This is a genomic window from Siccirubricoccus sp. G192, from assembly GCF_019084075.1.
Classification (GTDB): domain Bacteria; phylum Pseudomonadota; class Alphaproteobacteria; order Acetobacterales; family Acetobacteraceae; genus G192.
In genome coordinates this window covers 3,880,350-3,892,519 of the sequence record NZ_JAHREN010000001.1, presented here as the reverse complement: position 1 = coordinate 3,892,519, position 12,170 = coordinate 3,880,350, and the positions used below count along the sequence as shown (strand labels likewise).

7 protein-coding genes and 2 pseudogenes are annotated in these 12,170 nt (G+C 69.8%); 1 reads left to right on the top strand and 8 read right to left on the bottom strand.

Translation table 11 applies throughout. The annotated features are described in order from the left end of the window. The first annotated feature begins 2 nt into the window (after nucleotides 1-2). Nucleotides 3-1,004, top strand: coding sequence for a DUF2950 family protein (locus tag KSF81_RS18750; RefSeq protein WP_254454122.1), 1,002 nt, complete (start codon nucleotides 3-5; stop codon nucleotides 1,002-1,004). Between the two features lie 172 nt (nucleotides 1,005-1,176). Here the strand turns inward: KSF81_RS18750 and KSF81_RS18745 are convergent. The 8 genes and pseudogenes from KSF81_RS18745 to pflB all read right to left on the bottom strand — a co-directional run. Continuing rightward, nucleotides 1,177-1,334, bottom strand: a pseudogene (locus KSF81_RS18745) (IS3 family transposase); the annotation flags it as partial. A gap of 355 nt (nucleotides 1,335-1,689) precedes the next feature. Beyond that, a complete protein-coding gene (locus KSF81_RS18740; protein ID WP_217380265.1) occupies nucleotides 1,690-2,934 on the bottom strand; it encodes an HlyD family secretion protein in 1,245 nt (414 codons plus the stop codon). A 3-nt stretch (nucleotides 2,935-2,937) separates the two neighbouring features. After that, nucleotides 2,938-3,432, bottom strand: a complete 495-nt coding sequence (locus tag KSF81_RS18735; RefSeq protein ID WP_217380264.1) for a hypothetical protein — start codon at nucleotides 3,430-3,432, stop codon at nucleotides 2,938-2,940. A gap of 286 nt (nucleotides 3,433-3,718) precedes the next feature. Continuing rightward, entirely contained in the window at nucleotides 3,719-4,678 is a 960-nt protein-coding gene (locus KSF81_RS18730; RefSeq protein ID WP_217380263.1) for a helix-turn-helix domain-containing protein, read from the bottom strand. A gap of 1,450 nt (nucleotides 4,679-6,128) precedes the next feature. Continuing rightward, nucleotides 6,129-6,899, bottom strand: a complete 771-nt coding sequence (locus KSF81_RS18725; RefSeq protein ID WP_217380262.1) for a formate/nitrite transporter family protein — start codon at nucleotides 6,897-6,899, stop codon at nucleotides 6,129-6,131. A 214-nt stretch (nucleotides 6,900-7,113) separates the two neighbouring features. Continuing rightward, on the bottom strand, nucleotides 7,114-8,709 hold the full coding sequence (locus tag KSF81_RS18720; RefSeq protein ID WP_217380261.1) for an aspartate:alanine exchanger family transporter: 1,596 nt from the start codon (nucleotides 8,707-8,709) through the stop codon (nucleotides 7,114-7,116). 26 nt (nucleotides 8,710-8,735) lie between these two features. Then, entirely contained in the window at nucleotides 8,736-9,563 is an 828-nt protein-coding gene (gene pflA / locus KSF81_RS18715) for a pyruvate formate-lyase-activating protein (RefSeq protein ID WP_254453613.1), read from the bottom strand. 10 nt (nucleotides 9,564-9,573) lie between these two features. Beyond that, nucleotides 9,574-11,839, bottom strand: a pseudogene (pflB, locus tag KSF81_RS18710) (formate C-acetyltransferase). Nucleotides 11,840-12,170 lie beyond the last annotated feature (331 nt).

The window sequence follows — 12,170 nt, the reverse complement described above, 5'->3', positions numbered from 1 at the left end:
CGATGCAGAGGACTGTTCTTGCCGTCGGCTTGACCATGTCATTAGGCTCCGGGCCGATCCTGGCGCAGAGCATGCCTGTGCCGACCGCAGACCCGGCCGCAAGCGAGGCACCCGAGGCGGCGCCGCGCCCGCCGCAGCCCGTCCGACCCCAGGCCTTCCGGACGCCGCAGGAGGGCTTCGCGGCGCTGGCCGACGCCATCCGCGCCCAGGACGAGCGGCGCCTCCTCCGTATACTGGGCGGGGAGGCGCGACGCCTGATCCGCTCCGGTGACCCGGTGGAGGATCGCGCGGCGCGCGAGCGCTTCGCCGCCGCCTACACGGAGCGGTCCGAGATCCTGTGGACGTCTCCGTACATTGCCATGCTGGAGGTTGGGAATGACCGTTGGCCGTTTCCGATCCCCATGGTCAGGCCCGCCGGCCACGCCGGGAAATGGCGCTTCGACGCCCGCACGGGCGCACAGGAACTGGTGGACCGCCGCATCGGCCGCAACGAGATCGACACCATCGAGGTGCTGGGCGCGATTGTCGCCGCGCAGGACGAGTACTCCCGCACCGCGGGACGCCGGGGCGCCTTTCGTGCTTACGCGCGGCGCTTCTTCTCTACGCCCGGGATGCGTGACGGCCTCTACTGGCCGGCGTCGGACGGGGAGCCGGAGAGCCCTCTGGGCCCGCTCGCCGCCGCGGCGGGCGCCGGCCGCTACGGCGGTCCCCCTGTCCCGGGCGACGCGCCGCGGCCGTTCCACGGATACCTCTTCCGCATTCTGGAAGCACAGGGGCCCGCTGCCCCCGGAGGGGCGATGGACTTCGTCGTGCACGGGCAGCTGATCGGCGGCTTCGGCGTCCTCGCCGTGCCCGCCCAGTACGGCGTCACGGGCATTCAGACATTCATGACGAGCCACGCGGGCGTAGTCTACCAACGTAACCTGGGGCCCGACACTGGACGCACCGCGAGCCGCATCAACGCCTTCGATCCGGGACCAGGGTGGGAGGTTGTGGGGAAATAGTGCGGGCTGAGGATGCTGATCGAGCCAGGACCAGCCGCCGCTTGGCGGCAGGACATCCCTGCTGCGATGGCAGGCACTACCCGTTCCCGTCCCGGCGCGCCGCTTCACTCAGCTCCCGGTAGGCTTTGGAATTTGAACCGCCCTGGGTTTGCCGGAGGCTGGGGAGTTTGGGTCAGGCTGCCATGGCGGCTGGCTCGGGCTGGGCATAGTAGCGCTCCTCGGCCTCGGCGGGAGGATGTTACCGATCGGCTCGACGAGGTGCCGATTATTGTACCAGTCCACCCAGTCGAGGGTGGCGAACTGAACGGCTTCCATGTTGCGCCAGGAGCCGGCGCCGCCGGACGGGAGGCCTCGAACAGCAGCCCCCACCAGCCCCGCTGGCTCCAGCATCGGAAGCGGTGGAACATGCTCGGCCAGTGCCCGAGCACCGTCGGGAGGTCCCGCCAGGGCGAGCCGGTCCGGCAGACCTACAGCGCCGCCCTGACGAATTGACGCACCGTCGCCTCATCCCGCTTCCACACCCGCGGCAGCCCCCGGATCAGTCGCCACGCCCGCGACCACTCGGTGTCGTCCAACCTCGCCCGGCACATCCTCCAGCACCTCTCGGGATCTCTTCACGAGAGAGGCTGCCGTGCGGCGAGCCGCCAGCCGCCGCCAGAACCGCCAGTCAGTCCAGTCACCGGCCCTAGTGGCCCCCGCTCAGCACCAGCGTCTTGAAGGGCAGCAGGATCGTCTGGATGCGCAGCAGCACGGCATGCACGACGCCGACAGCGTCGATGACGTGGAGCGCGACCCAGCGCCCCGCGCCGATCCCCGGATCCGCCAGCGCCTCGTGGTTCGAGGTGTAGGCATTGGCGATGCAGCTGCTGCCGGGCACCACGCCGTCGAGCCCGCCCTCGTAGAGCGGCTCGAGCGTCACCAGGATGGTGCCCGGCTGGCGAAACTGCTGCACGTCCAGCAGCTGGTCCGTGCCGCGGAGCTGGCCCGTCGCGATGTAGCCCTGCACGTTCGTCACGACCATCGGGATCACGGTCCAGGGCAACGAGGCGCAGGTCGCCTCCGCAGGCATCCCGGGGCGCATCACCTGCGCCTCGATCTGGCCGAAGCCGGCGGCAAGGCCGATTTTCCTGAGGCCGCGACTCTCCGGCACCAGCACGCCGGCGGGACGCATGAGTGGGTTCACGATGTCGCCGACCTGCAGCAGGAACTGCTCGACGCGGCCGGTCACGCCAGCGCGCACCACGGTCTTCGCGAGCTCCGCCTCCGCCTCGGCCATGGCGGCCTCAGCGCTTGCGCGCTGGGCAGGCAGTTGCTCGGACAGTCGCGCCTCGACTGCCTGGCGCGCTGCGCGCGCGGCCTCGACGCCAGCCTGCCGGGTCCGCACCAGCACCGCCAGCCGCTCGAGCTCGCGCCGCGCGACCACGACGTTCGGGGCGCTCCGGTTGAGCTCCGCCTTGGTCGCATACTCGTCCTGCGCCTGCTGCAGCGCACCCTGGGCCTCCAGGATCCGCGCCTCGGACGCGGCGAGGTCGGCGCGCGCCAGCGCCACGGCCGCGTCCACCTCGGCAACCGCGCGGCGCGCGGTCTCCACCGCGGTGCGCTGCGTCGTGTCCACCAATTGGAACAGAGGCTGGCCGGCCTCCACGCGCTCGCTGCCGCGGACGTAGATCTCGGCAACCCGACCGTTCCCCTCCGGGATGATTGGCACGCTGCGGAACACGGCGCTGACGTAGGTGGTGGCGGGGTGGTAGTAGAAGATCAGCGTGATCAGGCAGACCGTGAGCAGCAGGCAGGAGACGATGCCCCAGCGCAGCTCGAACCACACCGAGTAGAGCGTGATCTCCCGTCCGAACCGCTTGCCCTGGGCGAAGCGGCGGTAGAGGTAGTCCGGGAATATCGTCAGCAGGGAACAGACGAGCAGTTCGAGCATGGTTCAGGCCTCGTAGCGCTCGCGGGCCACCTCGCTTGCGCGCGGCGGCGGTGCGATGTCCGTTGCGTGGCCGTCCGGCCGCTCTTCTGCCGAGCCGTGCCCCGACATCCGGCCGGCGACTTCCCCGTCGCCGACGGTGTCGCCCTCGCCCGGCTGCAGCCCGGCGACCCTCTCCGCCGAGCCCGCGATGCGGCGCAGCGGCCCGGTGAAGTCCGGCAGGTCGATCAGGGCGAGGAGCAGGCCCGCCACCCAGAAGATGTGCATGTGCGTGAACAGCGCGAGCAGGCCCAGCACGGCCACGATCTCGAACTGCAGCTTGTTCCCGCGGTGGGCCATGCGCTCCGGCAGAGTGTGCAACCGCAGGAAGAGCAGGCCGAAGGCGAGCAGCGCGACGGCCAGGAAGATGCCCGTGCCGACCAGGACCGGGTCGGAGCCGTCGGGTCCGGGGAGGTAGAAGGGCAGGTGGTGCGGCGCAGCGGGGTGGGGTGACGTGCTCAACGGCGTGTCCTTCCGAGAAGGTACGGGCCCGGGCCGCTCAGCCGGACGGCATCCTCGACCGGGGTGCACCGGCTCCCGCCGCGTTCCCCGCCCTGCGGCGGCCCAGTTCGACCGCGCCCGCCGAAGCCGCATCGCCTGCCGGTCACTCCAGCCTCGGCCACGGCGTCCCAGGACGGCCAGCAATGTATAGCGCCCGCCGGCCTACCTCCCTCCGTCAAACACTGTCAGTTTTCCTCCGCCACGGCGGCGGTCGGCCCTCCGGACCGGTTCACCGAATGCCGAAGGATCATTCGGCGGAGAGACGGAAGGTGAGTGCCGGGTCCTCGCCGAACAGGTCGTGGTACTCCTGCGTGAAGGCCTCCATGTCCCGGAAGCCGTGCGCCGCTGCCACCTGCGCCACCTCGGCCCAGCGCGGCTCCCCGCCGGCCGGGCGTAGCGCGGCGCGCACCAGGGCCAGGCGCCGCAGCCTGAGGTAGAGCTCGGCATCCACCGCAAAACTCGCCTTGACGGCGGCCCGCAGCCGCGACGGTGGCAGGCGGAGGGTGGCGCAGACCTCCTCGACACTCCCGGCCCGGCCCGGCTCCGCCCGGAGCAGGTCCTCCACCGCCCGAAGGGTCCGCCGCCGCTCCGAGGGCGCGGGGAGCGGCCTGGTGCGGGTGCCCCCGTGCCGGCAGGCGAGCAGCTCGCGCAGGGCCTCCAGCAGCTCGTCCCGCAGCCCGCGCCGGGCCTCCGCGACCGCGAATACGCCCGGGTCCTCCGCCGCGACCGCCGCGGCTCCCCGCACCAGCGAGGCGGCCCGCTCCCAGGCATCGCCGTCGACGCGGAGAACGGCGTGGGTGCCGGGGCGAGGCAGCGGGGAGCGGCGCGGCGGCTCCAGCAGGGCCTCCGCCGCCGCGGACGGCAGTGCGACCAGTGCCCAGCCTGTGTCCTGGGAGTTGGCCCCGTTGACATGGGCGCCAGGGCCGTGCAGGGCAACGTCGCCCGGCCCGACCTCCCGCCCGTCCAGCCGAAGCGTCCCGGCCGCCCCGAGCGGCAACACGACCCAGAGGGTGCCGGGGTCCACGGCCCCGAGCGCCATCAGGGGCGTGTTGCGCCCGACCTGGAGGACGACGTCGCCGAGCCTCAGCTCGGTGGTCGCGCTGAAGAAGGGGCCGGGGCGAAGCGGCGTGGCGGCAAGCGAGGCGCCGGGCACCGAGGCCGCGAATGCCTCGAAGTCGTCGAAGCGAGCATGTCGGACGCTGGACATCTCCAGAATGGCAACTCCCCTTTTGGAACCGAGGTAAGAACGCAAACCGAGCCCGTAAGACGCGGTGTCAGAAGAAAACTGTGTCGCACGATGGCCGAAAACCGGTGGTCCCGTCGTCCCAATGCCGTTGGCGAGGAAAATCATACCGAGCGCATGACCGCTGACCATGGGTCAGGATTTCATGCAGCCGGTATGAGAGATCTGTGCATGGGCCGCCGGAAAGGCAGCATCCTGGGTCTGGATACCCGCCGAGATCCCTACGGGATATGGCTCACCGGATCCGCGCACAGGCCCTCATTAGTTCCCTCCCTGTGGGTGCCAGCGCCTATCCGCGCCCCTCCGCCATGCCGTTATAGGGCGTGATGCCGAGTCGAGGCGCCATACATTGCCGTCCCGCCGCCAGACCTCGGCGGCGACCACGCCCGGGTGGACCGGAGTCGGTGCGGCCGATCCAACGGGAGTCCCGAAGGTCGAGATGCCGAAGGGCGGGACTGTCGTGCCGAAGAGAAGCGGGATCCCGGGCATGCTCAGGCTTCGGACGTGATGGTGCCCGTGCGGCGCCACGACCATGCCGGTGCGTGGGACGGCACCGTGGCGGAAGCCTTGCGGTATGATTGTGACGCGCGGCACGGTGAGGCCATGCGGTACTGCCGCGGCGCGCGGGGCGAAGGCGCCCCCGCCTGTGGCGAGCCCCCGGCCGCCGAAGGCCAACCCGCCGCCGTGAGAGGCACCAATGCCTCCGTGGAAACCGCTCACCCCGCCGCCTCCGCCCCCGCGCGCATCGGCGACCGAGGGCAGGCCCAAGGCCAGCCCCGCCGCGGTGAGAGCGGGGGTGAGCAGGAGGAGCCTGAGGGCGACGATGCTGCGGTCCATGGCGGCGGCCTCGCTGCGGTCGGCTCCGGCACGACCTGAACTCGGCCTGCTGGCCCCCGCCTACCGTATGTGGCCGCGCGCCGCCGCCGCTTCATCCCGGTCGCGGCGATTTGGCCTCCCGCGGTGTTTCGGCCGGGCCCGACCCGGGCAGCACCGCATCCGGCGCCGCCTCAGCGGTGCCCACTCGCCGGCGCTCGGCATGCCCATCCAAAGTCAATGGCAACCCACCTTATGCGGGCCTCATGGAGCAACACTTGCGTCGGCTGGAACCAAACCCGTGAGCGCAATATTCAGCGAGGAGCGTCCTGGTAGTCGCGGTTTGGCGTCGCTCCTGGCCGCCGCAGGTCCCACGTCCAGACAGTGGCACAGCCTGTTCCCGCAAGGCTTCACGACGATCAAGGAGAACGGGGACCAGGGCGGGCCGTAGCACGAACGGTGCTCAACATGAATCCGCCGCCGATTGGCCGCAACCCAATCAGGTCGAATCCGGTCCCGGGCGCGCAGGGGATCATGACGGCGTTCGAGGAGAGGGAAAACCTCACTACATCTCGGCGGACGGTCGGCCACCCTGCGGAAGTCAGCCGCCCCTGGCCGCGGCGCCGCGCCTCGGGCGCCGGTATAGCACCCAATAGGCGCCCGCCACCAGCACTGCCCCGCCCGCGACATTGCCGAGCGTCACCGCCGCGAGGTTGTGCGCCAAGCCTGCGAGGCCTACCGCTGGGAAGCGCTCGGGCCCGAGCTGCACCATGCTCCAGAAGGCGTCGGAGGCGGCGGCCTTCACCAGCACGCCGAAGCCGAGGAAGTACATGTTGGCGACCGCGTGCTCGAACCCGGCGGCGACGAAGGCGGCGATCGGCAGCACCGTGACGAGCATGCGGTGCGCCGGCAGGCGGCTCGAGAGCGAGAGCCAGATCGCCATGCAGACCAGCGTATTGCAGAGCACGCCGAGCGCCACCGCCGTCCCGAAGGGAAGCGCCGCCTTCGCCTCGGCGGTCCGGAGCGCCGTGACCCCGACCTGACCGGCGCCGAACAGGTGATGGCCGGCGAGGAACATGAGCGCCGCGGTACCCAGGGCGCCCGCGAAGTTCCCGACCCAGACGACCGCCCAGGCCCGCAGGACGCGCCGCGCCGCGAGCCGGCCGCTCGCCCAGGCCATCACCATCAGCACGTCACCCGTGAAGATCTGCGCCCCGCCGAGCAGCACGAGGCTGAGGCCGACGCCGAAGACGAGGCCGGCGACCACGCGGGCGAGGCCGAACGGGACCGCGGCCTCGGCCCCGGTCAGCGCCACGGTGGCGAAGACCGCGCCGAAGGAGATGAAGGCGCCCCCCGAGCACGCCGAGCGCAAGGAGGGTGACGCTGTCCTGCGCCGCCTTGGCGACACCGTCGGCCTCCGCCTGAGCGGCGATCTCGGGCGGCAGGCGCCCCTCGATTCCCGCCAGCGGGCCAGGCCCCGCGCCGGTATCAAAGGGTGGCCGCGGCCACGCCTCCGCCCCGGCCGGCCTGCTGCGCCGTGCTTCCACCCCGGCCTGCGGCGAAAGTTGTGGCTCCATCACGCGCTCTTAGCCGCCCAGCGCGATCAGGCCGATGATCTGCACGGCGACGACCTTCACGATGGTCGCCGAGGGGAAGATCATTGCGTAGCCGATGTCGGGCCGCTCCGTCGGGGCCATGCGCGTCGCGTAGACCAGGATCGCCGGGTTGCCGGTGGCACCGGCGGCGACGCCAAGCAGGTCGTCATAGGGCAGGCGCAGCAGGTAGAAGCCGGCAAGGAGCACGATCGCCACGGTCGTGAGCAGCACGGCGGCGCCGATCAACAGCATCAGCGGCCCGGTCGCCGCGACGGTGGTTACGAAGGCCTGCCCGGAGTTGATCCCGACCGTCGCCAGGAACAGTGTCAGGCCGAAATTCCGCAGGACGATATTGGCCGGCAGCGGCATGACCCAGCTGATCGGCCCGGTGCGCCGGAACCGGCCGAGGACGAGGGCGACGATGAGTGGCCCGCCGCCGATGCCGAGCGTGACGGTGCCGACCCCCGGCACCGGGATGGGGATCAGGCCGAGCAGAACCCCGAGCACCATGCCGAAGCCAACCGAGACGTAGCTGAATTCCGCGGCCGACTTCACGGTATCCCCGAAGAAGGCGCGCGCCGCCGGGACCTGGTCTGCGGGGACGAGGACCCCGACGCGATCGCCGATCTCGAGGGCGAGATCCGGTGCCGGCATCAGGTCCACGTCGTAGCGCCGCACGTGGAGGAACTGGATGGGAAGGCCGGGCGGCATCTCCAACTCGCCGAGTCCCCTGCCGGTCAGACCGGGTTTGGAGACGAAGAAGCGCTGATAGGAAAGGTCGGCGCGGTCCTTTGCGATCCGGCCTGGCTCGAGCCTGCCGAGGGCAGCCCCGGTTTCCGTGATCCCCGCGGCACGGTCCGAGGCGACGAGGAGGGCATCACCCGGCTCGAGCTCGATCGACGGGTCAGGGAAGCGGTTGTGGTCCTCCTTCCGCACGCCCGCAACCTGGACGCCCTCGGGCAGCGTCGCCATGACGGCGCCGAGGGTGCTGCCGGCTTCCGGCAGGCGCTCGATGGTCACTTCGCCCATATGGAAGCGCGCCGGCTTGGGCGGGAAGACCGGCTGCACGCGGCGCGTCATGAAGTAGAAGCAGAGGATCGGGCCGATGACGCCGAAGGGGTAGGCGACCGAATAGCCGATCGAGGGCTCGCGGGTGCCCATGACGTCCAGCGCTGCCTGCAGCGTCGCGGTGCTGGTCATGGACCCAGCGAAAATGCCGAGCGTGTGACCCAGTTGCAGGTCGAACGCCGCCCCGAGCCCGAGTGCCACGAGCAGCCCGGCCAGGACGGCGACGAAGGCGAGCAGGTTGTAGGTGCGTCCAGGCCCCGTCAGCCCCTCGAAGAACTGGCGCCCGTACAGGATGCCGATCCCGTAGAGGAACATGATCAGTCCGATAAGGCCGATGGGACCGGCAATCTGGGCCTTGGGCGCGATGGCGCCGATGAACAACCCGACGAACAGGACGGCGCCGATGCCGAGCGAGAAGCCGAGGATGCTGATCTGGCCCACCGCATAACCGAGGCCGATGGCGAGGAAGAGCGCGAGTATGGGCTGCGTGCCGATCAGCTCGCTTACGGAGGCCATCATGGCGTTCGTCCCCTCCCTTGGTTCCGTCAGCGGGCGCGGCAGCCCGCGGCACGGAAGATCTCGAGCGCGGCGTGCACCTGCTCGGCCGTCGGCGTCGGCGTGTCGACGAGCTTGTAGTCGAGCCCGAGTGCCTTCCACTTGAACTCACCCATCTGGTGGAAGGGCAGGACCTCGACCCACTCGACGTTTTTCATGGGCGCGACGAACTCCGCCACCTTCCCGATGTTCGCCGGGTTGTCGGTGAGACCTGGGACGAGCACGAAGCGCACCCAGACGGGCTTGCCCATGGCGCTCAGCCGCTCAGCGAAGCGCAGGGTCGGCCGGAGCTCAACTCCCGTAACCCTGCGGTAGGTGTCGGGATCGCCGCTCTTGATGTCGAGCAGCACCAGGTCGACGTTCTTCAGATAGTCGTCGTCGGCCCGGTGCCCGAGGAACCCCGAGGTATCGAGGGCGGTGTGCAGGCCCATCTCCTTGGCTGCGGCGAACAGGCCGCGGGTGAAGCCGACCTGGACCAGGGGCTCGCCGCCCGAGATCGTGAGGCCGCCGCCCATGGCACGAAGCGCCGGCGCGAAGTCGCCGAGGCGCCGGATCGCGTGCGACAGCTCGATTTTCGTGCCGTCCTTCATCTTCCAGGTGTCGGGGTTGTGGCAGTACTGGCAGCGCAGGAAGCACCCCGACATGAACAGCATGAGTCGCACGCCCGGGCCATCCACCGTCGAGCCCGTTTCGTAGGAGTGGACCCAACCATGGACCTGCTCGGTACCCTCAAATCCCTCGGTCTCAGGAGCATCGGGTGACCGACCAGCCCGGAGGTCGTAGCGGCTGCCGACCTCCATCGTCCCGGTCCCGGCCATGGCACTCTCCTCAGTAGCTTGAGTGGAAGGTGCGGCGGATCACGTCCAGTTGCTGCTCGCGCGTCAATCGGACGAAGTTCACGGCGTATCCCGAGACCCGGATGGTGAGCTGCGGGTACTTCTCCGGGTGCTCCATGGCGTCCTCGAGCGTTTCCTTCGAGAGGACGTTGAGGTTCATGTGGAAGCCCCCCTGCCCGAAGTACATGTCGAAGGCCTTGACCGCGTTCCCGATCGAGGCCTCGGCGTCGCGCCGCGCCAGGCTCGGGGCGACCGAGACGGTGTAGCTGATGCCGTCCTGAGCGTCGGCGTAGGGGAGCCGGGCGAGGGAGATGCAGGAGGCCAGCCAGCCATGGCCGTCCCGGCCATGCATCGGGTTCGCGCCGGGCGCGAAGGGCTCGCCCTTGCGGCGCCCGTCCGGCGTATTGCCGGTCGCCTTCCCGTAGACCACGTTCGAGGTGATGGTCAGCACTGACTGGGTATGCACCGCGCCGCGGTAGGTCGGGTGCTTGCGGATCTTCTGCATGTAGCGTGAGACGATGTCGGCCGCGATCTCGTCCACTCGCGAATCCGCGTTGCCGTATTTCGGGAAGTCCCCTTCGATGCGATAGTCCACTGCCAGGCCGGTGTCGTCCCGGATCACATGAACCTTTGCGTATTTGATCGCCGAAAGGCTGTCTGCCACCACCGAGAGCCCCGCAATCCCGAAAGCCATGGTGCGCAGGATGTCACGGTCGTGGAGCGCCATCTCCAGGCGCTCGTAGAAGTACTTGTCGTGCATGTAGTGGATGCAATCCATCGCGTGCACGTAGGTGCGAGCGAGCCACTCCATGGCCGCGTCGAACTTGGCGGAAACTTCGTCGTGGTCGAGCACGTCGCCCGTCACCGGAGCGGTGGCCGGCGCGACCTGCTCGCCGCTGACCTCGTCGCGGCCGCCGTTGATGGCATAGAGCAGCGCCTTGGCGAGGTTCGCGCGCGCACCGAAGAACTGCATTTGCTTCCCGAGCCGCATTGCCGAGACGCAGCAGGCGATGCCGTAATCGTCGCCCCAGTATGGGCGCATCAGGTCGTCGTTCTCGTATTGCAAGGATGAAGTTTCGAAGCTGATCCGGATGCAGTAGCGCTTGAAGGGCTCGGGCAGACTCTTCGACCAGAGCACGGTGATGTTCGGTTCCGGCGCCGGGCCGAGGTTGGTCAGGGTGTGCAGCATGCGGTAGCTCGTGCGCGTGACCAGCGTCCGCCCGTCGAGGTCCATGCCGCCCACGCATTCGGTCGCCCAATATGGATCGCCGCTGAACAGCGAATCGTAGTCGGGCGTGCGGAGGAAGCGGACGATGCGCAGCTTCTGCACGAGCTGGTCGATCAACTCCTGGGCGCCGCTCTCGTCCAGCGTTCCCTCGCGCAGGTCGCGCTCGATGTAGATGTCGAGGAAGGCCGAGATGCGGCCGATCGACATCGCCGCCCCGTTCGCCTCCTTGATGGCGCCGAGATAGGCGAGGTAGGTCCACTGCACCGCCTCCTGCGCCGACCCGGCCGGGCGTGTGATGTCGCAGCCGTAACGCTTGCCCATCTCGGCGAGGTCGGCGAGGGCCCGCATCTGCTCGGCCAGCTCCTCGCGCGTGCGGATGACCTCCTCGCTTGGCCACATATCGTCAGCCTGGGCCCGCTCCTGCCGCTTGGCCGCCAGGAGGCGGTCGGTCCCGTAGAGGGCCACGCGGCGGTAGTCGCCGATGATCCTGCCGCGCCCGTAGGCATCCGGCAGCCCGGTGATGATGCCGGACTTGCGGCAGCGCAGGATCTCGGGGGTATAGGCGTCGAAGACGCCCTCGTTGTGGGTCTTGCGGTAGCGGGTGAAGGCCTGGTGCACGGCGGGATCGGCGGCGAAGCCTGCCGCCTGGAGCCCCGCCTCGACCATGCGCAGGCCGCCGGCGGGAAAGATCGCGCGGCGGAAGGGGCGGTCCGTCTGCAGGCCGACGATCACCTCGTTGTCACGGTCGATCCATCCGGGCGCATGGGCGAGGATGGAGGAGGGCGTCGCCGCATCGACATCGAGCACGCCCTTGCGCTGCTCCTCGGCGAAGTAGGGCTGCAGCTTCTCCCAGACGGCGAGGGTGCGGGGCGACGGTCCGGCCAGGAAGGACTCGTCGCCAGTATAGGGGGGTGACGTTGCGCAGGATGAAGTCGCGCACGTCGATCGCCGTGCACCAACGTCCCGCCTCGAAGGAGCGCCAGCAGCCTTCGGTCGCCGCCGGGGCCGGGGCCAGGTTGATGCCTTCCATCTCGTTCCCTCCGTTCTCGTGGGCGCTCGCCCTTCGCCCGGGGCTGATCGAAGCGTCGGCTGGAGCCCTTCCCGGCATCGCGGGCCCGAACCCAGGGGCGGCATGCCCGGTGCGGCGATCTCGTCGGCTGCGGGTCGCGGTGATTCCTCCGGTCCGGCCAGGATCGAGGCGCGATATGCCGCGGGCATCCGCGCGGGTCGGGCGATCCGGATTCGCTCCCGACCGCGGGCGGTCCCTCATCGACACAAAGACTAGAGCCGGACCGCCATCCGGGGGGAAAGAAAGGGTATCGGTATTCTCCACTTGGCCGTGGCCGCTCAGAACTTATGCG

Excerpts from the sequence above, each read along its gene's own strand:
- KSF81_RS18750 (WP_254454122.1), top strand. The coding sequence starts at position 3 with ATGCAGAGGACTGTTCTTGCCGTCGGCTTGACCATGTCATTAGGCTCC.
- KSF81_RS18740 (WP_217380265.1), bottom strand. The coding sequence starts at position 2,934 with ATGCTCGAACTGCTCGTCTGTTCCCTGCTGACGATATTCCCGGACTAC.
- KSF81_RS18730 (WP_217380263.1), bottom strand. The coding sequence starts at position 4,678 with ATGTCCAGCGTCCGACATGCTCGCTTCGACGACTTCGAGGCATTCGCG.
- KSF81_RS18720 (WP_217380261.1), bottom strand. The coding sequence starts at position 8,709 with ATGATGGCCTCCGTAAGCGAGCTGATCGGCACGCAGCCCATACTCGCG.
- pflA (WP_254453613.1), bottom strand. The coding sequence starts at position 9,563 with ATGGCCGGGACCGGGACGATGGAGGTCGGCAGCCGCTACGACCTCCGG.